Raw genomic sequence first — 22,106 nt, 5'->3', positions numbered from 1 at the left:
TCAACTAAGATTACAAACATCGAGACCTCCATTCGGAGGTCTCTTTTATAGCGATTTTTCAAACACTCCAATCCTAAGCGACTCGATTGAGCACCGAACGCAGCTTAAGCGGCTTAACTGGCTTAGCAATAAAGCTGAACCCATTTGCTTTGATGCCATCAAGCATATCATCGGTACGATCTGCACTGATGATGACGCCTTCAAAGCTGTGGCCTAATCTCAGGCGGCATTGCTGTAACACTTCTAAACCAGTACGACCATCATCAAGTCGGTAATCGGAGAAAATTACATCCGGAATCCAACCATCCTCAAGCGCTTGTAGACTTTCAACTAAATCAATCGCAACTCGTGTATCGCAACCCCATCGGGAAAGTAAGTTTTCCATGCCGACTAGAATGTCAGGCTCATTATCGACACAAAGGATTCTCAGATGACCGAGTTCAGATTGCTTATTCATCGCCACGTGAACTGGATGAGGCTGAACATGATCAGCTTTATCTAGGGTGATGGAAAAAACACTGCCTTTTCCAACCCAAGAGCGCATCGAAATTTCATGCCCAAGTACCTGAGCAATTCCTTTCGAAATCGCCAAACCAAGTCCGAGGCCTTGGTCGGAACGAACTTGAGTTCCGCGATTAAACTCTTCAAAAATCTCTTGCTGCTTCTCTTCTTCAATCCCCACTCCATTATCCCATACATCAATACGCACTCGCCCTTTCACGCGGCGAACACCGAGTGCGACTTTGCCATTCGGGTTATAACGAAACGCATTGGTCAGGAAGTTTTGCACCACACGGCGCAGCAGTTTGGGATCCGACTTAACCATGAGTGAGGACGGAATCATGGTGAACTCTATACCTTGCTGTTTGGCTAACGCACTAAACTCAGCATTCAAATTCGATAACACATCATTTAACGCAAAGCCATGCACGTTGACTTCCAACTTGCCCGATTCCAAACGCGAGATATCCAGCAAATCTCCAATTAAGTCTTCGGCAGCCTCTAAAGCACTTTCAATGTGTGCTGACAGCTTTTTGGCTTCGCTGTCTTTGGCGACTTCCGATAGTGAAGATGCGAATAGACGCGCCGCGTTGAGCGGTTGCATCAAGTCATGGCTTACTGCCGCCAAGAACCGTGATTTGGACTTCGATTCCAAATCCGAGCGCTGCGTCGCTTCCACCAGCTGCTTGTTAAGTTGTTCTAATTCTCGAGTCCGCAGACGTACTCTTTCTTCCAATGTCTCGTTGGCGTCTTTCAGTGCTTGCTCTGCATCACGGAATACGGTGATGTCGGTAAAGCTCATCACAAAGCCACCACCTGGCATTGGGTTACCTTGCACCTCTATCACGCGACCATCGGGACGAACCCGAGAAGAGGTGTGCCGAGTCCCTTGCTCAAGGTGATAAACACGGCGACGGACGTGGTCATCAGGGTCACCAGGGCCACACAACCCCTGCTCTGCATTGTGCCGAATCACATCCGCAATCGGTCGACCTACTTGAATCAGGCCTGGCGGAAATTCAAAGAGTTCTAAATAGCGTTGGTTCCACGCAACCAAGCGTAGTTGCTTATCGACGACCGCAATACCTTGTCCAATATGCTCAATCGCGCCTTGGAGTAAACCCCGACTAAAATCGTACAGTTCAGAGGCTTCATCGACGATAGTCGCCACCTCTTCAAGCTGCATGTTTCTTCCTTGCAGAGCGGAAGTAAGTACTAACTTAGCAGAAGATGCTCCAAATACCCCTGCTAGCACACGCTCCGTATGCCGAATCAGAGAAGATGGCGCTTGTTGATTCGGCATCAACTCTTCTCGTTGCTGGCTCCAGTAGGCTTGAAACGCCGCTTTAACTCGCGTTCGTCCTACAAATCTGGACGCTAGCATTTCCAGTTCTGCAACCGTAACGCGGCTCTGGTACAGACTCATATTTTCGCTTTCAGGCAGCGGTGTACCAACGAATGATGCCGATTGTAAGCGCTCACTTAGGCTTGGTCGGGTAGCCATAGAAACCACAACAAAACACACTGCATTAGCGACCACGCTGAGGATCATCCCCCAATCTGAAATCGCGATATCAAAGCTAGCCAATACCTCTGGTGGCGTAATCAACCAGATCAGGAAGTTATTACTGGCGTCTCCGGCAAGCATGTCTGTTTGGCTCATTAACGTAATCAACCAGGTAGCAAAACCCACCGCGAGGCCAACATACACACCTTTCTTATTCCCTTGACGCCAATACATACCGCCAACCAGCGCAGGAGCGAATTGCGTGATAGCCGCGAACGAGAGAAAGCCGATAGCAGAAAGTGAATGAATAGTGTCCAACGCTTGATAGAAACACCACGCGCCAATCAACAAAACTAATATCAAACCACGGCGGATCCGCAGTAATAATTCAGAAAAATGGTGATGGTTACGCTGCGTCAGTCGCATGCGACGCAATAGCAATGGCATAACCAAGTCATTCGAGACCATGATCGCTAAGGCAATCGTCGATACGATAACCATGCCACTTGCCGCTGAAGTACCGCCTAAAAACGCAAGCAAGGCGATTTCACTCGCCCCTACCGACATCGGCACACTGATGACATAAGTATCAGGCGAAGCGCCACTCAAGAGACCTTGCCCTACCCACGCAATAGGTAAGACAAAAATCCCCATTAAGATCAGATAAATGGGGAACAACCAACGAGCCACATGCAAATCTTGAGCACGTTCATTTTCTACCACCATCGTATGGAATTGTCGCGGAAGGCAAACTATCGCCAGCATGGTCAGTACAGTATGAATCAATATAGTCGGGATATTTGGTGACTGATACGTCTGTGCGGCAACATCAATTAAGCTCAAATTCTCGGAGTTCATCGCCAACCAAACAATGAAGACACCAACCACTAAAAAAGCCAGCAGTTTGATAATGGATTCGAAGGCAATTGCCATCATCATCCCACGATGGTGTTCCGTGTTATCAATGTGGCGGGTACCGAATAGCATCGTAAAAATCGCCAATGCGACCACAACAAACCACGACACGCTATCGTTTTGATAACCAAAATCAGTAGCCAGCTCCGGAGCAATAATTTCAAGCCCCATAGTGATACCACGCAGCTGTAAAGCGATGTACGGCAAAATTCCCGCAACCGCTATGAGCGTAACAACCACGGCCAAACCTTGGGATTTACCGTAGCGTGCTCCGATAAAGTCAGCAATCGACGTGATGTGTTCCCGTTTAGCAATCAAAATAAGCCGAGCTAAAACGCGCCATCCGATGGTAAACACTAAAATGGGGGCAATATAGATGGGCAAGAAAGACCAAGGATTACTGCTGGCCTGCCCGACCGTGCCGTAGAAGGTCCATGATGTACAGTACACCGCAATGGAAAGACTATAAATCCAAGGCCGCCAGCGCGCTAGCCACCTTTTCTGAATGTCGCCGTACCACGCGATGATAAATAAAGCTCCCAAATACGCTAAAGAAACGGGAACCACCAGCCATCCTTGCATCCGATATCCTTTCTTGCCTTTCTTGCTACTTTTAAAGCAAGAGAATAAAAAAACCTCTCCATGAGGGAGAGGTTTCATTTAACACTGCTTTGATAACGGAGACAAAGCTTAGTTTTTAACCTTTGTTACATAAGTCTAATTCTGTGTTTCAAGTGGCTTGTCTGATACATCAACCACCTGATGTGGGTCTTGCGAATCAAGCTTGATGAACAGAGCCAATAACCCCATCGCGGCCATGCCCCAGAACACAAGCGGTCCCCAGTGCTCATAACCCCAGCCACTCAATACGGTCATTAACGCGATAAATGCGCCCAACGGAATCGCGTTATACAACGCTTGCAACGCTACGATCTTATTTTCTTCGGAGTTTTGGATATATTGGATCGCGGCAATGTGTGCGGTAGCGAAAGTCACACCATGCAATAGTTGAACAATCACCAAAGCAATAATTGATGTTGTCGACGCCGTAATACCCCAACGCATCATTACACCAACGGCAGCAGCAATAAACAGCGCGCGTATTGACCAACCTACGAATAAACGCTTACTCAGTGCAAACACTGCCACTTCTGCGGCCACCCCCAAGCTCCATAAGTAGCCAATGACATCTTCCGAGTGACCAGCGGCCTTCCAGTGAATCGCACTAAAGCCGTAGTAAGCCGCATGACTGCCCTGAATTAGTGACACCAACACTAAGAATTTTAGTATCGGCTTGTCGGTCAAAAGAGCGGTCAGCTTTGGACGTTCTGCGCTTTGCCCACCGTGCGTTACAGGCATTGGGTTAGTCGGCCGCATAGCAAACAGCAACGAGATAAACACGCCGAACATCGCAGTGTACAAGATCATATCGGAGCCAAATTCAGCCACCAGGTAGCCCACTGCCGTCGAGCCTGCGATAAAGGCGATCGAACCCCATAGCCGCGTGCGGCCATAATCGAGCATTTTCAGGCGAGCGTAGTAATTTGCCATCGCGTCCGACAACGGAATAATCGGTCCACAACAAAGATTGAACAACACTGTCGCTAGTGCCATTAACCAAAAGCTACCACCCGTAAAAAAGTGAAATCCAACAAAAAGGAGGGCAGCGAAACTCAACCAACGTAAAGCAGGCATAAGATGTTCGACTTTGTGTACTCGTGGGGTGATCACGATATTGGCAACACAACGTGTCGCAAGGCCTAACCCGACCAGCAAACCGATATCTGTCGAAGATACGCCCTGATCCTTAAACCAAAGTGACCAAAATGGCAGATACACGCCATACGCAAAGAAGAATCCGAGAAAGTACTGGGAAATCCAGCCATACGGAGAAGGTTTCAACATTACTAATATCCTAAAACGGGAACACCAACGTTCGAGCCGGGAATTATGGATCGCCATGCGTATTATAAAAAGGGAAGAATAAGAAACTTATCGTTTCCTCGATGGAATACTAACTTTGCGACATTTGGCATCTTCAAGCGAAAACATCGTAATTTAGACCAAAGTCGTCTGGCTTCCGGTAAGAAATTTGTCAGACTTAGAGAGTGTTCCTTCCATCATTATTGGGTGTTCTCATGCCTGACAAATTTAACATGCAATCTCCACCGTTCGATCGCTTAACTGAAGCACAACAAACGCGACTGCGATCGTCTCTGGACGTCGCCTACTATCGAGCTCGAGATGTTATTTTATCCTGCGGACAGAAGAACCCCCACTTACATATTCTGATCAAAGGCGCGGTAGAAGAGCGCTCCAACGATCAACAGGAAGTGTTCGCACATTATGCCAACGACGATATGTTCGATGTACGCTCGTTACTTGAAGACAAGGTACGTCATCACTACATCGCGCTTGAGGACACGCTCTCTTACCTACTGCCGAAAGAAATTTTCCTTGCCCTTTACAACGAAAATGGCCAGTTTGCAGCCTATTTCGATAACAATTTATCGAAACGGCAAGAGCTCATCGAAGCGGCCCATCAACAGCAAAACTTAGCGGAGTTTATTCTCACTAAAGTTGACCGCAGCATTTATCACCCACCGATGATCCTCGAACCAAATACACCAATTAACGAGGTAACACGTTCCTTAAAAGAAAATGGGATTGACGCTGCATTGGTTCAACTCCATGGCGATGATCCACGATTGGAAAAATGGCCATCAGCCCACCCGTACGCAATAGTGACTCGTACTAATATGCTGCATTCTGTGATGATAGATGGTTGCGCGCTCGACACACCAGTGGGTGAGATCGCGAGCTTTCCTGTTTATCACGTTGATGATGGTGACTTTCTATTCAACGCCATGATCACAATGACCAGAAACAGAATGAAACGCCTCATGGTATGTGAAGGCAACAGAGCCGTTGGCATGCTGGATATGACCCAAATTCTTAGCGCGTTCTCAACCCACTCTCACGTGTTAACGCTCAGTATTGCTCGAGCAAGCAGCGTGGAAGAGCTCGCTTTGGCCTCAAACCGCCAACGTCAATTGGTCGAGAGCTTATTGAAAAACGGCATCCGCACTCGCTTCATCATGGAGCTGATCTCAGCCGTAAACGAGCAAATTATCGAGAAAGCGTTCGAGTTAGTAATACCACCAGCCTTGCACGACCATTGTTGCTTGATCGTACTCGGCTCTGAAGGCCGAGGAGAGCAAATTCTCAAAACCGATCAAGACAATGCCCTGATTATTCAAGATGGCCTGGAATGGCCTCATTGCGAACAAGTGATGCAATCCTTCACACACACCCTACAACAGCTCGGTTATCCACTTTGCCCTGGTAAAGTGATGGTTAACAACCCGAAATGGGTCAAAACACAGCAAGAATGGATAAGCACCCTAAACCACTGGATAGCTAAAGCCGAACCACAACAAATCATGGACTTAGCCATTTTCAGTGACGCCCATGCTGTTGCTGGGAATTGCGAGCTGCTGGCTCCAATTGCGGCGCATCTTCGTGACACAATGAAAGATCGCATGTTGATATTGTCTGACTTTACTCGCCCTGCCTTGCAGTTTTCGGTGCCCCTAACTCTATTTGGCAACGTAAAAAGTGCTAAAGACGGATTGGACATTAAACGCGGCGGTATTTTCCCAATTGTACACGGCATTCGCACCTTGTCTTTGGAATATGCCATTGAGGAGAAGAACACGTTTGAGCGCATTGAAGCTCTGAGAAATAAGCGCATCTTAGAATCTGAAACGGCAGATAATCTAAACGAAGCACTGAAATTGTTCTTTAAACTTCGCCTTAATCAGCAACTCAAAAAGCAAGAAGCGTTGAATAACATTGATATTAAACAACTGGATAGAACTGAGCGTGATTTGCTTCGCCACAGCTTACATGTGGTGAAGAAATTTAAGCAATTTTTAGGCTTCCATTATCAAATTCGTGATTAACCCTGATTTTCATAAATCACAGAGGCGTAGGCAATGAACTGGTTACAACGCAAATACTGGCACTACAAACTGAAAGGTTCGCCTTATCAGTCGCTGTTTTGCACGCCAGATAAAACAGAATACGTCTCTCTTGACTGCGAAACCACCAGCCTTGACCCAAATCGCGCCGAGCTGGTGACTATTGCAGCCACCAAGATCATCGACAACCGCATCATCACCAGTCAACCATTTGAAGTCCGCTTACGCGCGCCGCAATCGCTCGACTCAGGCTCGGTCAAGATCCATCGAATTCGCCACCAAGACTTAGTCGATGGCATCAGTGAAAAAGAGGCGCTGCTCGAGCTGCTCGACTTTATCGGCAACCGACCACTTGTGGGCTATCACATTCGTTACGATAAAAAGATCTTAGACCTTGCTTGTCTGCGGCAACTTGGCTTCCCACTTCCTAACCCACTTATCGAGGTCAGTCAGATTTATCACGATAAGTTGGAACGACATTTGCCGAATGCCTATTTCGACTTAAGTCTGGATGCCATTTGTAAACACCTCGAACTTCCTATCCAAGACAAACACGACGCCTTGCAAGACGCGATTTCTGCCGCTTTGGTCTTTGTCCGCTTAACGAAAGGCGATTTACCCAACCTAACCGCACCGTATACATAAAAATCAGTTGACCTAGCTCCCAGAAATACTTTTGTTTCAGCGATTTCCCGGCGCTTCTATCACTCTCATCCTAAAGTCTAATTGTGGAAATACGCGCGGTGACTGACAGTTATAAGCACAACGTCGTCATTACCACGACCAAGTTATTTAGAACCAAAAAACAGCCCTACAAAAATATATTCAAAATCTTATCTAGATTGGTGTAAGGCCGAGAAATAAGGCACAAGGAGAGAAGCCATGAGCGAAGCCCACGTTTATCCGGTAAAAGAAAATATTAAAACTCATACACACGCGGATAATGATACTTACTTAGCCATGTATCAGCAGTCGGTAACCGATCCAGAGGGCTTCTGGAACGAACACGGCAAAATCGTTGATTGGATCAAACCTTTCACCAAAGTAAAAAGCACTTCTTTCGACACTGGCCATGTTGATATTCGCTGGTTTGAAGATGGCACACTGAACGTCTCGGCTAACTGTATTGACCGTCATCTTGCAGAACACGGGGACGACGTCGCCATCATTTGGGAAGGCGATGATCCAGCCGACGACAAAACACTCACTTTCAACGAACTGCACAAAGAAGTGTGTAAATTCTCCAACGCATTGAAAGAGCAAGGCGTACGCAAGGGAGACGTGGTGTGTCTATACATGCCAATGGTGCCAGAAGCCGCTGTGGCTATGCTCGCTTGTACCCGTATTGGTGCGGTTCACACCGTAGTATTTGGCGGTTTCTCACCAGAAGCACTATCCGGCCGTATCATCGACTCTGACGCTAAAGTCGTGATCACCGCAGACGAAGGCGTACGTGGCGGACGCGCTGTTCCACTGAAAAAGAACGTGGATGAAGCACTAACCAACCCAGACGTAAAAACCATCAATAAAGTCGTCGTGCTTAAACGTACAGGTGGTGATGTTGAATGGCATGAACACCGTGATGTTTGGTGGCACGAAGCAACAGCCAACGTTTCTGACGTTTGCCCACCAGAAGAGATGAAAGCCGAAGACCCGCTGTTCATCCTCTACACATCTGGCTCGACAGGTAAACCTAAAGGCGTACTACATACTACAGGCGGTTACCTCGTCTACGCGGCAATGACCTTTAAATATGTCTTCGATTATCAACCAGGTGAAACCTTCTGGTGTACCGCGGATGTGGGCTGGATTACAGGCCATACTTACCTAATTTATGGTCCACTAGCGAACGGGGCCAAAACCATTCTGTTTGAAGGTGTTCCAAACTACCCAAGCACGGCTCGTATGAGTGAAGTGGTTGATAAGCACCAAGTGAACATTCTCTACACTGCGCCAACCGCTATTCGTGCACTAATGGCAAAAGGTAACGAAGCGGTAGCAGGGACATCTCGTTCAAGCTTACGTGTGATGGGTTCAGTAGGTGAGCCTATCAACCCTGAAGCGTGGGAGTGGTACTACAAAACGATTGGTAACGAGAGCTCGCCTATCGTTGATACTTGGTGGCAAACAGAGACCGGCGGTATCTTAATTGCACCACTACCAGGTGCAACAGATTTAAAACCAGGCTCAGCAACTCGACCATTCTTCGGAGTCCAACCTGCACTGGTTGATAACATGGGCAACATCATTGAAGAAACCGCAGCAGAAGGTAACTTGGTGATCCTTGATTCATGGCCAGGTCAGATGCGTACTGTTTATGGCGACCACGAGCGCTTTGAACAGACCTACTTCTCAACCTTCAAGGGAATGTACTTTACTAGTGATGGGGCTCGTCGTGACGAAGACGGTTACTACTGGATCACGGGCCGTGTTGATGACGTACTAAACGTGTCGGGTCACCGCATGGGTACCGCTGAAATAGAATCGGCTCTTGTCGCACATCATAAAATTGCTGAGGCCGCTATTGTGGGCATTCCGCATGATATCAAAGGCCAAGCTATCTACGCTTACATTACCTTGAACGATGGTGAATTCCCGTCAGCAGAGCTACACAAAGAAGTGAAAGATTGGGTGCGTAAAGAGATTGGTCCAATTGCAACACCAGATGTACTGCACTGGACGGATTCCTTACCGAAGACTCGTTCTGGTAAGATCATGCGTCGAATCCTGCGTAAAATTGCAACGGGTGATACCAGCAACCTCGGAGACACATCAACGCTTGCCGATCCGAGCGTTGTAGATAAACTTATCGCAGAGAAAGCAGAATTGGCATAAATTCAACCAACTGTTTTAAAAGCACTTTAAAAACCGCCATCACTCATGGCGGTTTTTTGCTTTAGTGCACAAATTGGCCACACAAAAAATATGGCAATTATGTTGTTTTTGTTAACTTGGTTACAGAAACGAGAGTGGCTATTAGGAGATTAGACCAGTAAATTGCTGCTAATTGCTATGAATTAGCTATAATCTTGGTCGATTTTTTAAAATTTGCTCGGTTTTAACAAAAAAATCGTGCTGAACTATCGTATATTTGGGAATATAAACGTTCCACTCACGATAAGGGAAGATAGCAACACAATGTCTGCAAAGTCACGGATTCTTGTTCTAAACGGACCAAATCTTAATCTATTGGGTCTGCGCGAACCGACACACTATGGTCACAGTACCTTAGCTCAAGTTGTGGATACTCTTACAGAGCAAGCCCATAACGCTGGGGTAGAACTGGAACACCTACAATCAAATCGTGAGTACGAACTGATTGAAGCCATTCACGCTGCCTATGGCAAGATTGACTTCATCATCATCAATCCAGCGGCTTTCACTCATACTAGTGTGGCGCTGCGAGATGCATTACTTGGCGTCGCCATCCCATTTATTGAGGTGCACTTATCAAATGTGCACGCACGTGAACCATTCCGTCATCACTCTTATCTGTCAGATAAAGCAGAGGGTGTGATTTGCGGTTTAGGCGCACAAGGTTATGAATTTGCTCTGTCTGCAGCGATCAATAAGCTACAGGCAAAGTAACCCTAACACTCTGCAACCCTACGAGGGTTGTCTTAATCACAAGATAAAAGAGAAAGAAAAGATGGATATTCGTAAAATCAAGAAGCTAATTGAGTTAGTTGAAGAGTCTGGCATTGCTGAGCTAGAGATCTCTGAAGGTGAAGAGTCAGTGCGCATCAGCCGTCATGGCACTGCAGCCCCTCAAGCACCAATTCACTACGCAGCAGCTCCAGCGGCGGCACCTGCTCCAGTAGCAGCGGCACCAGTAGCGGAAGCGCCAGCAGCAGAAGCTCCAGCAGCAACACCTGCAGGTCACCAAGTTCTTTCTCCAATGGTTGGTACTTTCTACCGCTCTCCAAGCCCAGACTCTAAAGCATTCGTAGAAGTGGGTCAGAAAGTAAATGCTGGCGATACTCTATGTATTGTTGAAGCAATGAAAATGATGAACCAAATCGAAGCGGACAAATCTGGCGTTGTTACAGCAATCCTAGCTGAAGACGGCCAACCAGTTGAATTCGACCAACCTCTTGTTGTAATCGAATAAGCGGGGCTTGCCTTATGCTAGACAAAGTAGTCATCGCGAACCGAGGTGAAATTGCACTTCGTATTCTTCGCGCTTGTAAAGAATTAGGTATTAAGACCGTCGCTGTTCACTCGACAGCTGACCGCGATCTTAAGCACGTACTACTCGCAGACGAAACCGTATGTATCGGCCCTGCTCGTGGTATCGACAGCTACCTAAACATTCCACGCATCATTTCTGCAGCAGAAGTGACTGGTGCTGTGGCTATCCACCCAGGTTACGGCTTCCTGTCTGAGAACGCAGACTTCGCAGAGCAAGTTGAGCGCAGTGGTTTCATCTTCGTTGGTCCAAAGGCAGACACTATCCGCCTAATGGGCGATAAAGTATCTGCTATCAATGCAATGAAGAAAGCAGGCGTTCCTTGTGTACCGGGTTCTGACGGCCCTCTAGACAATGACGAAGAGAAAAACAAAGCATTTGCTAAGCGCATTGGTTACCCAGTAATCATCAAAGCATCTGGCGGCGGCGGCGGTCGTGGTATGCGTGTTGTTCGCGCAGAGAAAGACCTTATCCAAGCCATTGCAATGACACGTGCTGAAGCAAAAGCGGCGTTCAACAATGACATGGTTTACATGGAGAAATTCCTAGAAAACCCTCGTCACGTTGAAGTTCAGGTTATTGCTGACGGTCAAGGCGGCGCAATCCACCTTGGTGAGCGTGACTGTTCAATGCAACGTCGTCACCAAAAAGTAGTGGAAGAAGCTCCAGCACCTGGTATCACAGAAGAAATGCGTAAGTACATCGGTGAACGCTGTACTCGTGCATGTATCGAGATCGGTTACCGCGGCGCAGGTACGTTTGAATTCCTATACGAGAACGGTGAGTTCTACTTCATCGAAATGAACACTCGTATTCAGGTAGAGCACCCAGTAACAGAGATGGTTACTGGCATCGACCTAATCAAAGAACAGCTTCGTGTTGCAGCGGGTCAGCCTCTGTCATTCACTCAAGATGATATTAAGATCCGTGGCCATGCGATTGAGTGTCGTATCAACGCAGAAGACCCTGAGCGCTTCCTACCATCTCCGGGTAAGATCGAGCGTTTCCACGCTCCTGGCGGTATGGGTGTACGTTGGGAATCTCATATCTACACAGGCTACACAGTACCACCTCATTACGATTCAATGATTGGTAAACTGATCACTTACGGTGAGAACCGTGATGTAGCGATTGCACGTATGAAAAACGCACTGGGTGAGATGATCATCGAAGGCATCAAAACTAACGTGCCACTGCAATTCTCCATTATGAATGACGAAAACTTCCAACACGGTGGTGCAAACATCCACTACCTAGAGAAGAAGCTTGGCTTACAATAAGCCTAAGCAAACGTCTTAAAAAATGCCCACTCCCGTGGGCATTTTTGTTTTATATGTACGCAAAGGGCTCAACATATAAATCGGCTTATTTGGGTATATACTCAAACAAATCGTAGAGTTCTGGTAAACTCTGCGCCACTTCATTCACTTTAAGAGCAAAAACCAATGCCTTGGATTCAAATCAAACTCAACGCGACCAATGAAAACGCTGAGCAAATCGGCGATATGCTAATGGAAGAGACTGGCGCGCTGTCTGTTACATTCTTAGACGCGCAGGATACACCTGTATTCGAACCTCTACCTGGCGAAACTCGCTTATGGGGCGATACTGATATTCTGGCACTGTATGATGCAGAAGCAGACACTAACTTCATCATCGACCAAGTTAAAGCGAGCAACATGCTGGCTGACAATTTTGCTTACAAAGTAGAACAGCTTGAAGATAAAGACTGGGAACGCGAATGGATGGAAAACTTCCACCCAATGAAATTTGGTGAACGCTTATGGATTTGTCCAAGCTGGCGCGACATTCCAGATCCTGACGCTGTTAATGTTATGTTGGATCCAGGCCTTGCATTCGGTACGGGTACTCACCCTACAACAGCACTTTGTCTTGAGTGGCTAGAAAGCATGGACTTAAGCGGTAAGACCGTTATCGACTTCGGTTGTGGCTCAGGTATTCTTGCGATCGCAGCGATCAAACTGGGCGCTGAAAAAGTGATAGGGATCGACATTGATCCTCAAGCCCTGCTTGCTTCAAAAGACAATGCTGAGCGTAATGGCGTTGCAGACAAACTAGAAGTTTACTTACCGCAAAATCAACCAGAAGGTCTCGTCGCTGACGTCGTTGTGGCCAACATCCTTGCGGGACCTTTACGTGAACTTGCACCTATCATCAAAGGGCTAGTTAAGCCAAATGGCGACCTCGCTATGTCCGGCGTATTAGACACTCAAGCTGAAGATGTTGCGAACTATTACCGTGACGAGCTTCACATTGACCCGATTGTTGAGCAAAGTGAATGGTGTCGCATCTCTGGTCGTAAGCAAGGCTAGACAAGGTTTTCAGAGCTAATTGTTTGAAATTCATACAATTTACAAAAACAATTTGTAAATGCTCAAATATTAGTCTTTTCACGCAGTGAAAAAATGCGTAAAATGCGCGCCCTTGCTGGTACAGAACTGTGATGACGTTTTGAAAATCGGAAACTATCAACTTAAGAACAATCTAATCGTAGCCCCTATGGCTGGTGTAACGGATAGACCGTTTCGCGAGTTGTGTCTTCGCTATGGTGCGGGAATGGCCGTCAGTGAAATGATGTCCGCTAACCCAAAACTATGGGGAACGTCAAAGTCGAAACAGCGCATGGTACACGAGGGCGAATCGGGCATTCGCTCTGTACAGATTGCAGGTTCCGATCCACAGCTTATGGCGGACGCAGCTCAATTCAGTGTTGAGAACGGTGCACAAATCATCGACATCAACATGGGCTGCCCGGCAAAAAAAGTGAATAAGAAGCTAGCGGGCTCTGCTCTGCTTCAATACCCAAACATTATCGAAGAGATTTTGAAAGCGGTCGTGAATGCAGTGGACGTTCCTGTAACGTTAAAGACTCGAACTGGCTGGGATACAGACAACAAGAACTGTGTCCAGATCGCTAAATTAGCCGAAAACTGCGGCATACAAGCTCTTGCTCTGCATGGCAGAACGAAAGCATGTATGTACAAAGGTGAGGCCGAATATGACAGCATTAAAGCGGTAAAAGAGGCGATTTCAATTCCGGTTATCGCGAACGGTGATATCGATAGCCCGGAGAAAGCCAAATTTGTACTGGAGTACACCGGTGCGGACGCTTTAATGATTGGACGCCCTGCCCAGGGTCGTCCTTGGATTTTCCAGGAAATCCATCACTATTTGGAAAACGGCACCACAATGGAGGAACTTCCAACTGAGGAAGTGAAAACCATTATGCTTGGTCATGTAAATGCTCTGCATGTATTTTATGGGGAGTTCTTAGGTCCACGTATCGCGCGCAAGCACGTTGGGTGGTACCTGAAAGAGCATGAACAGGCAAGTGAGTTTCGCCGTACCTTCAACGCTATCGACGCAGCTCCGCTGCAAATTGAGGCGTTAGAAGGTTATTTTGATAACGTTGCATCATAATTAAGAGAAGAGCTAGACCGAATATGTTCGAACAAAATCTGACTTCAGAAGCATTAACAGTAACTACAGTAACGTCACAAGACCAGATTACTCAGAAGCCTTTACGTGACTCTGTTAAAGCGTCTCTTAAAAACTACCTTGCTCAACTAAACGGCCAGGAAGTAACAGAACTATACGAATTAGTTCTAGCTGAAGTTGAACAGCCACTACTAGATACTATCATGCAGTACACTCGCGGTAACCAAACTCGCGCAGCAACTATGATGGGTATCAACCGCGGTACTCTTCGCAAGAAACTTAAGAAATACGGCATGAACTAAGACCGTTTTTCAAAAAGTATTTGGAACAAGCCGTTACCTTTTTAGGTAACGGCTTTTCTTTATCTACTAAAACACTACGAATAACGCTCACTTTGTTCAGTATTACCAACTGGCTTTAAGATAACTACTGCTGAGCCAAACAATAGCAAAGCCACGAAAGCGACCCATTCATTGCCTACAGAATACGCGAAGCCCGCCAAGGCAGACCAAATCGCGACACCAAAGTGCATCATACTCATTCCAAAAGACATCAGCACACCTCGATGTTCATCAGATAAGCTTGCTATATGTGCTTGTAACGCCGGAGAGCCTACCCCTCCAGAAAGAGACCAGAGCACTAGAGCTGGAAGATAAGCGGTAACCGTACTCATCTCACTTGAGAACACCCATGCACTGCAAGGTATGCACACCATTAAAGCCACTCGCATAACGGCTCGAGAGCTACCAAGCCAACGGCAAGCTCTCCCCACGCACATATTTCCAACCACACTCACGATCCCTAGAGCAGCATAAATAGCGCCCACCCAACCGAGCGCCAACTCGCTGGTATCTCGAATATGAAGGCCTATCAGGTTAAATACACCAATACCTCCCCCTAGGCCTAAACACATCGCTAGAATCGCCCTCAACGCGCCTGGAAGATGAATGACGTCTGTGATAGGTGGCAGAGTATCTGACTTCTTGGACTCATTATGCTTGTTGTTCATGGACACTACGCTCATGGCACCGACAAAAAGAGCCGCCACGCCCAAAATAATAAAAGCGGCACGCCATGATAAAAGCTGGGTCAACAATGCTCCGATCGCCGGACTAGTTATCATACCTAGCGTTAATCCCGCCTGAACCATCACAATTTGACGCATCGCTCTATTACCCTTCGCGTCTCCCGCTAACGCGAATGCAATTGGTAACATGCCTGCACTTGCAATACCAGTGATCACTCGAGTTGCAATAGCAAGTTCAAAATCATGAACTATGCCCGTCGTAATAGACGCAACCCCAAATACAAAGCAAGCAGGCACCATGATACGAATACGCCCAACTCGATCTGATAAACGGCCCAAGTAAGGAGCGCAAATTGCTATGGCTAAACTATATGCCGTAATAAATAAGGTCACCTGACTCGGTTGAACACTTAAATCATTTCCGATAGGTTCAAGAATAGATCCAAGCATCAACTCATCAGCACCAACAAGAAAAGCAACGAGAAATAGGATCATGGACTGCATCATAGCTCCACCTCCTGTTCTGTTTCCGATTCAGCACAAGTGAGCAACGAAATATCTAAAACTCTATCAGGCCAAGATTGCAAAAATGCCTTCTCATGAGATACCACAATCACGCTACCGGAAAAGCGCTGGAGAGCCTCTTTAAGCGCATTTTTGCTGCTGCTATCCAAATGTGTTGTTGGTTCGTCCAACAGCAAAACATTGCATTTCTGAACCGATAAACAACACAGTTTCACCCGAGTTTGCTCACCACCGCTCAATGTACCTAAGTGGCGCTGCGTCTTATCCCCCGTGATCCCAAAGCGAGCTAATAGCTTGCGTGACTCTTTGCTTGAGATTGTTGGCGCACAAGAGCACAGCTCCTGTTCAGGCGTGTTCTGAGGATGGCGCCAAGACAAATCTTGAGAAAAATAACCAATCATTGCACCTTTTGCCAATACCACCTCACCAGAGAGTGGCTCGATCTTCCCCATCAGGGTTTTAAGTAAGGTCGACTTACCCACGCCGTTAAAGCCAGCAACAACCAAATTTTCCCCGCGCGCTAACGTGATATCAAATACTGGAAGCAGAGGCTGCTGATAACCGATCATCAACGCTTTTGCCTCAACCACATTCGGTTGCTCAATGGGCTGGTAAGCAAAGTCAAACGTCGATACTTTCTCTACATGATTCAGTTGAATACGTTCGATTTTATCCAGTCTCTTCTTACGCCCTTTAGCAAGACTGGCGTTAACTCCTGCACCATTTTGGGCAATAAATTTCTCTAACTTTCGAATTTCACTTTGCTGAGCCTTATATTGCTTTTCTAATAAAGCACCGTCGTGCTGCTTTTGCTGCATTGCTTTGACATAAGTACCGCTGTATTTTCGAACCGTTTGATAATCAATATCACAAATACTGGTCGCTACTTGATTAAGAAAATCAACATCATGAGAAACCAGTAAAACGGTACCAATGTAATCATTGAGAAACGTGACTAGCCATTCAATGTGCGGAGCATCAAGATAGTTTGTCGGCTCATCAAGAATTAACACATCGGGGTTGCGAAGTAACAACCTGCCTAAAAGGACTTTGTGCCTTTGACCGCCACTTAGCGAGATAAGCGGTGTATCTAAGCCAAATTGATAAATACCAAGACCTACAGCAACTCGTTCAATTTTGGTATTAATTGCATAGAAGTCTTCATCTTCTAAATATGCCTGTAGCCGAGCGACTTGGCTTAAAAGAGATGTAGAGTGAGACTCGGTCATCGCATGATACAAAGTCCAAAGCTTTTGCTCTGCAGCGTATAAACTCTCAAAAGAGCCCTTTAAACACTCATGAACTGTCAGCACATTATCGATCTTAAAATGTTGTTCTAAATACCCCACCTCAAGGTTTGGTAACCATTCAATGCAGCCCTTATCTGCAGATAATTCACCGAAAAGCAGTTTCAATAAGGTGCTTTTTCCAACACCATTCGCTCCGGTGATACCTACTTTCTCTCCCACGTTAATACGAAAGGTCACGTTGTTGTATAATGTCTTATCGGCTACCTGATAAGACAAATTTTTAACTTGTAAAATACTCATGTTTTCAACCAAATAAAAAAGGGCCGGTGATCAATACCGGCCCTTATTTCAATACTGGGTAATGCTTTGTAGCTGCTTAACAGATACAAAAAGGCCGATGATGAAATATCACCGGCCATCTCTTCTCTTTTATCAGGTGTACAAGCTCCTGCGTATAACTTCAGCGAAGCTACCCACACATAAAACACCTGATGAAGATAATTTAAGACTCCGAGCAACACTTCATCGCGTTTTTTGCACGGAGTTCAGCCTTCTTACAAAGCTTTTAAACAAGAGATATAACATGATTTACTGTCGAAAAAATATTCGATGTGAAGCGTACACCTTTAGAATAAAAAGTACCAGATAATTGTTAAAACTATCGTGACTTACACGAAGGTCCACAGAAAGAAGACTTTTCCTCAGTCAATGTGCCAGGTGAACTGCTTACTCTGCAAACACAGCTATGAAAGCACCTATACCGCTCACGTTATATACGTACGTAGTGGTGGCTTTGAAGGTTAGAGAGGGTTAGAGGGAAGAAGTAGCGAATACACTTTAAGACACTGGCTTAAATAGATCGACAAAACAAAATCCATGTTTGGAAAGTTTTAAATGCGCTGAGTTTATATTAATAAGCGCCTATGGCTAAATCAAAACATCTAAAGCAGAGAAATCTCCCCCGAAAATAACATAACCTAGTGAATAAATTTTCCAGGTAATAATAAAGGAAGCTTTGGTAAGTAAGCATAAGGGCTGAGAACTAGCGCTCGATACTAGGACCCGGTTCAGTAGAAACCACACAAAACTGAGTTCCACTTCACTCATAACAGGGCTTAGAAAGCATCGCCAGAGGGAAGCCTGCCTCTAGATGCAAGGTTTCAATATGAAAGTGGGTTTAAGGTAAGTCAGGTAACCAAAACAAAAAAAGCCCCAGTCTTTCGACTGAGGCTTAATATAAGTGGCGGAGTGGACGGGACTCGAACCCGCGACCCCCGGCGTGACAGGCCGGTATTCTAACCAACTGAACTACCACTCCGCAGTGGTATCACTCGCTTTAATAAGCAAGCGTCCGCTTTTGTCTTCACTTTTCGAAAAAAGTGAAAATAAAACTAAAGCCTGGCGATGTCCTACTCTCACATGGGGAAGCCCCACACTACCATCGGCGCTATTTCGTTTCACTTCTGAGTTCGGCATGGAAATCAGGTGGGTCCAAAACGCTATGGTCGCCAAGCAAATTCTTTAATCTGGAAAGCTGTTTTTTAATTCTCGTTACTACACATTCAATGTTCTTTCATTGAGTCCATCAAAACCCCTTGGGTGTTGTATGGTTAAGCCTCACGGGCAATTAGTACAGGTTAGCTCAACGCCTCACAACGCTTACACACCCTGCCTATCAACGTCGTAGTCTACGACAACCCTTTAGGATACTTAAAGTATCAGGGAGAACTCATCTCAAGGCTCGCTTCCCGCTTAGATGCTTTCAGCGGTTATCGATCCCGAACTTAGCTACCGGGCAATGCGTCTGGCGACACAACCCGAACACCAGAGGTTCGTCCACTCCGGTCCTCTCGTACTAGGAGCAGCCCCTTTCAATTCTCCAACGCCCACGGCAGATAGGGACCGAACTGTCTCACGACGTTCTAAACCCAGCTCGCGTACCACTTTAAATGGCGAACAGCCATACCCTTGGGACCGACTTCAGCCCCAGGATGTGATGAGCCGACATCGAGGTGCCAAACACCGCCGTCGATATGAACTCTTGGGCGGTATCAGCCTGTTATCCCCGGAGTACCTTTTATCCGTTGAGCGATGGCCCTTCCATTCAGAACCACCGGATCACTATGACCTGCTTTCGCACCTGCTCGAATTGTCATTCTCGCAGTCAAGCGGGCTTATGCCATTGCACTAACCTCACGATGTCCAACCGTGATTAGCCCACCTTCGTGCTCCTCCGTTACGCTTTGGGAGGAGACCGCCCCAGTCAAACTACCCACCAGGCACTGTCCGCAACCCCGATAAGGGGTCGACGTTAGAACATCAACACTACAAGGGTGGTATTTCAAGGACGGCTCCACGCAATCTAGCGACTGCGCTTCAAAGCCTCCCACCTATCCTACACATGTAGGGTCAATGTTCAGTGCCAAGCTGTAGTAAAGGTTCACGGGGTCTTTCCGTCTAGCCGCGGGTACACTGCATCTTCACAGCGATTTCAATTTCACTGAGTCTCGGGTGGAGACAGCGTGGCCATCATTACGCCATTCGTGCAGGTCGGAACTTACCCGACAAGGAATTTCGCTACCTTAGGACCGTTATAGTTACGGCCGCCGTTTACCGGGGCTTCGATCAAGAGCTTCGACCGAAGTCTAACCCCATCAATTAACCTTCCGGCACCGGGCAGGCGTCACACCGTATACGTCATCTTGCGATTTTGCACAGTGCTGTGTTTTTAATAAACAGTTGCAGCCACCTGGTATCTGCGACTCTCAATAGCTCCATCCGCGAGGGACTTCACCGTCGAGAGCGTACCTTCTCCCGAAGTTACGGTACCATTTTGCCTAGTTCCTTCACCCGAGTTCTCTCAAGCGCCTTGGTATTCTCTACCCGACCACCTGTGTCGGTTTGGGGTACGATTCCTTACAATCTGAAGCTTAGAGGCTTTTCCTGGAAGCATGGCATCAATGACTTCACACCCGTAGGTGCTCGACGTCGTGTCTCAGCCTTAGAAAGAGCCGGATTTACCTAACTCTTAAGCCTACGCACTTGAACCTGGACAACCGTCGCCAGGCCCACCTAGCCTTCTCCGTCCCCCCATCGCAATTGTAAGAAGTACGGGAATATTAACCCGTTTCCCATCGACTACGCCTTTCGGCCTCGCCTTAGGGGTCGACTTACCCTGCCCCGATTAACGTTGGACAGGAACCCTTGGTCTTCCGGCGAGGAGGTTTTTCACCCCCTTTATCGTTACTCATGTCAGCATTCGCACTTCTGATACGTCCAGCATGCGTTACCACACACCTTCAACCGCTTACAGAACGCTCCCCTACCCAATATACAAAAGTATATTGCCGCAGCTTCGGTTTACTACTTAGCCCCGTTACATCTTCCGCGCAGGCCGACTCGACCAGTGAGCTATTACGCTTTCTTTAAATGATGGCTGCTTCTAAGCCAACATCCTGGCTGTCTGAGCCTTCCCACATCGTTTCCCACTTAGTAGTAATTTGGGACCTTAGCTGGCGGTCTGGGTTGTTTCCCTCTCCACGACGGACGTTAGCACCCGCCGTGTGTCTCCCGGATAGTACTTACTGGTATTCGGAGTTTGCAAAGGGTTGGTAAGTCGGGATGACCCCCTAGCCTTAACAGTGCTCTACCCCCAGTAGTATTCGTCCGAGGCGCTACCTAAATAGCTTTCGGGGAGAACCAGCTATCTCCAGGTTTGATTGGCCTTTCACCCCTAGCCACAAGTCATCCGCTAATTTTTCAACATTAGTCGGTTCGGTCCTCCAGTTGATGTTACTCAACCTTCAACCTGCCCATGGCTAGATCACCTGGTTTCGGGTCTATATCCAGAGACTGAACGCCCAGTTAAGACTCGGTTTCCCTACGGCTCCCCTAGATGGTTAACCTTGCCACTGAATATAAGTCGCTGACCCATTATACAAAAGGTACGCAGTCACAGGACAAGCCTGCTCCTACTGCTTGTACGTACACGGTTTCAGGTTCTATTTCACTCCCCTCACAGGGGTTCTTTTCGCCTTTCCCTCACGGTACTGGTTCACTATCGGTCAGTCAGTAGTATTTAGCCTTGGAGGATGGTCCCCCCATATTCAGACAGGATATCACGTGTCCCGCCCTACTCGATTTCACTGAACACACGTCGTCAACTACGGGACTATCACCCTGTATCGTCAGCCTTTCCAGGCTGTTCGTCTAACGCGTGTAAAGCTTAAGGGCTAGTCCAATTTCGCTCGCCGCTACTTTCGGAATCTCGGTTGATTTCTTTTCCTCGGGGTACTTAGATGTTTCAGTTCCCCCGGTTCGCCCTGTTGAGCTATGTATTCACTCAACAGTAATACCTTATGGTATTGGGTTTCCCCATTCGGAAATCCCAGACTCAAATGGTTTTTACTACCTAATCTGGGCTTATCGCAAGTTAATACGTCCTTCATCGCCTCTGACTGCCAAGGCATCCACCGTGTACGCTTAGTCACTTAACCATACAACCCGAAGGAGTTTCGAGTTGATGTTCAAATCACCAAAGTTGTCTCTCATTATTTGAATGAGCGAGAGACATTTCGATTTTGCCGGACTCAAATTCCAAGAACACTTGAATGTGTTATTAGTTGTATTCATAAATGAATACTTTGAGAACTTTACAAACAACAATAAATTGTTGTTTTGTCAGCTTTCCAAATTGTTAAAGAGCTAGATTTTCTGATGAAAACCATTTTTAAAGATTCTTTTTCAAGAA

Annotated in this window: 13 protein-coding genes, 1 tRNA gene and 2 rRNA genes; 9 read left to right on the top strand and 7 right to left on the bottom strand. The window is 46.8% G+C overall.

Features of this window, described 5'->3' with window-relative positions:
* Positions 1–73: 73 nt before the first annotated feature.
* Both J4N43_RS00950 and J4N43_RS00945 read right to left on the bottom strand, forming a co-directional pair.
* The gene (locus tag J4N43_RS00950; RefSeq protein WP_025768816.1) at positions 74–3,505 is read right to left on the bottom strand and encodes a hybrid sensor histidine kinase/response regulator; all 3,432 of its coding nucleotides are present in this window, start codon (positions 3,503–3,505) and stop codon (positions 74–76) included.
* 135 nt (positions 3,506–3,640) lie between these two features.
* On the bottom strand, positions 3,641–4,828 hold the full coding sequence (locus J4N43_RS00945) for a 3-phenylpropionate MFS transporter (RefSeq protein WP_005382367.1): 1,188 nt from the start codon (positions 4,826–4,828) through the stop codon (positions 3,641–3,643).
* 233 nt (positions 4,829–5,061) lie between these two features.
* Here J4N43_RS00945 and J4N43_RS00940 point away from each other — a divergent pair, with 233 nt between their 5' ends.
* From J4N43_RS00940 to fis, 9 genes are all read left to right on the top strand, one after another.
* Entirely contained in the window at positions 5,062–6,888 is a 1,827-nt protein-coding gene (locus J4N43_RS00940) for a DUF294 nucleotidyltransferase-like domain-containing protein (RefSeq protein ID WP_158159512.1), read from the top strand.
* Between the two features lie 33 nt (positions 6,889–6,921).
* On the top strand, positions 6,922–7,551 hold the full coding sequence (locus J4N43_RS00935; RefSeq protein WP_005382363.1) for a 3'-5' exonuclease: 630 nt from the start codon (positions 6,922–6,924) through the stop codon (positions 7,549–7,551).
* A 237-nt stretch (positions 7,552–7,788) separates the two neighbouring features.
* Positions 7,789–9,741: an acetate--CoA ligase gene (gene acs, locus J4N43_RS00930; protein ID WP_005386359.1), complete on the top strand. Its 1,953-nt coding sequence runs from the start codon at positions 7,789–7,791 to the stop codon at positions 9,739–9,741.
* Positions 9,742–10,044: 303 nt separating this feature from the next.
* Complete coding sequence (gene aroQ / locus J4N43_RS00925) at positions 10,045–10,494, top strand: type II 3-dehydroquinate dehydratase (protein ID WP_005382360.1); 450 nt, start codon at positions 10,045–10,047, stop codon at positions 10,492–10,494.
* Between the two features lie 61 nt (positions 10,495–10,555).
* Positions 10,556–11,017, top strand: coding sequence for an acetyl-CoA carboxylase biotin carboxyl carrier protein (accB, locus tag J4N43_RS00920; protein ID WP_005386355.1), 462 nt, complete (start codon positions 10,556–10,558; stop codon positions 11,015–11,017).
* Positions 11,018–11,031: 14 nt separating this feature from the next.
* The gene (gene accC, locus J4N43_RS00915) at positions 11,032–12,375 is read left to right on the top strand and encodes an acetyl-CoA carboxylase biotin carboxylase subunit (protein ID WP_005382509.1); all 1,344 of its coding nucleotides are present in this window, start codon (positions 11,032–11,034) and stop codon (positions 12,373–12,375) included.
* Between the two features lie 165 nt (positions 12,376–12,540).
* A complete protein-coding gene (gene prmA / locus J4N43_RS00910) occupies positions 12,541–13,428 on the top strand; it encodes a 50S ribosomal protein L11 methyltransferase (protein WP_047010245.1) in 888 nt (295 codons plus the stop codon).
* Between the two features lie 139 nt (positions 13,429–13,567).
* Positions 13,568–14,536: a tRNA dihydrouridine synthase DusB gene (gene dusB, locus J4N43_RS00905; protein ID WP_053350703.1), complete on the top strand. Its 969-nt coding sequence runs from the start codon at positions 13,568–13,570 to the stop codon at positions 14,534–14,536.
* A 23-nt stretch (positions 14,537–14,559) separates the two neighbouring features.
* Positions 14,560–14,856, top strand: coding sequence for a DNA-binding transcriptional regulator Fis (gene fis, locus J4N43_RS00900; RefSeq protein WP_000462885.1), 297 nt, complete (start codon positions 14,560–14,562; stop codon positions 14,854–14,856).
* Between the two features lie 74 nt (positions 14,857–14,930).
* Here the strand turns inward: fis and J4N43_RS00895 are convergent, their stop codons facing one another.
* The 5 genes from J4N43_RS00895 to J4N43_RS00875 form a co-directional block, all read right to left on the bottom strand.
* Positions 14,931–16,088, bottom strand: coding sequence for an MFS transporter (locus J4N43_RS00895; protein WP_053350693.1), 1,158 nt, complete (start codon positions 16,086–16,088; stop codon positions 14,931–14,933).
* Positions 16,085–17,656 (bottom strand): ABC-F family ATP-binding cassette domain-containing protein, encoded by a 1,572-nt coding sequence (locus J4N43_RS00890; RefSeq protein ID WP_053350692.1) that lies wholly within the window; start codon positions 17,654–17,656, stop codon positions 16,085–16,087. Before J4N43_RS00890 ends, J4N43_RS00895 begins: the two co-directional genes overlap by 4 nt.
* Positions 17,657–18,597: 941 nt before the next feature.
* Positions 18,598–18,674 (bottom strand) — tRNA-Asp (locus J4N43_RS00885).
* A 78-nt stretch (positions 18,675–18,752) separates the two neighbouring features.
* Positions 18,753–18,869 (bottom strand): 5S ribosomal RNA (rrf, locus tag J4N43_RS00880).
* A gap of 93 nt (positions 18,870–18,962) precedes the next feature.
* A 23S ribosomal RNA gene (locus J4N43_RS00875) occupies positions 18,963–21,852 on the bottom strand.
* Between the last annotated feature and the right edge of the window lie 254 nt (positions 21,853–22,106).

It is taken from the genome of Vibrio sp. SCSIO 43009, from assembly GCF_023716525.1.
Taxonomy (GTDB): domain Bacteria; phylum Pseudomonadota; class Gammaproteobacteria; order Enterobacterales; family Vibrionaceae; genus Vibrio; species Vibrio alginolyticus.
This window is presented reverse-complemented; position numbering and strand designations above follow the sequence as displayed.

Bases quoted from the DNA above. Each gene is read 5' to 3' on its own strand.
- J4N43_RS00890 (WP_053350692.1), bottom strand. From the start codon at position 17,656: ATGAGTATTTTACAAGTTAAAAATTTGTCTTATCAGGTAGCCGATAAG.
- J4N43_RS00935 (WP_005382363.1), top strand. From the start codon at position 6,922: ATGAACTGGTTACAACGCAAATACTGGCACTACAAACTGAAAGGTTCG.
- J4N43_RS00940 (WP_158159512.1), top strand. From the start codon at position 5,062: ATGCCTGACAAATTTAACATGCAATCTCCACCGTTCGATCGCTTAACT.
- acs (WP_005386359.1), top strand. From the start codon at position 7,789: ATGAGCGAAGCCCACGTTTATCCGGTAAAAGAAAATATTAAAACTCAT.
- J4N43_RS00945 (WP_005382367.1), bottom strand. From the start codon at position 4,828: ATGTTGAAACCTTCTCCGTATGGCTGGATTTCCCAGTACTTTCTCGGA.
- prmA (WP_047010245.1), top strand. From the start codon at position 12,541: ATGCCTTGGATTCAAATCAAACTCAACGCGACCAATGAAAACGCTGAG.
- J4N43_RS00895 (WP_053350693.1), bottom strand. From the start codon at position 16,088: ATGATGCAGTCCATGATCCTATTTCTCGTTGCTTTTCTTGTTGGTGCT.
- aroQ (WP_005382360.1), top strand. From the start codon at position 10,045: ATGTCTGCAAAGTCACGGATTCTTGTTCTAAACGGACCAAATCTTAAT.
- accB (WP_005386355.1), top strand. From the start codon at position 10,556: ATGGATATTCGTAAAATCAAGAAGCTAATTGAGTTAGTTGAAGAGTCT.
- fis (WP_000462885.1), top strand. From the start codon at position 14,560: ATGTTCGAACAAAATCTGACTTCAGAAGCATTAACAGTAACTACAGTA.
- J4N43_RS00950 (WP_025768816.1), bottom strand. From the start codon at position 3,505: ATGCAAGGATGGCTGGTGGTTCCCGTTTCTTTAGCGTATTTGGGAGCT.
- accC (WP_005382509.1), top strand. From the start codon at position 11,032: ATGCTAGACAAAGTAGTCATCGCGAACCGAGGTGAAATTGCACTTCGT.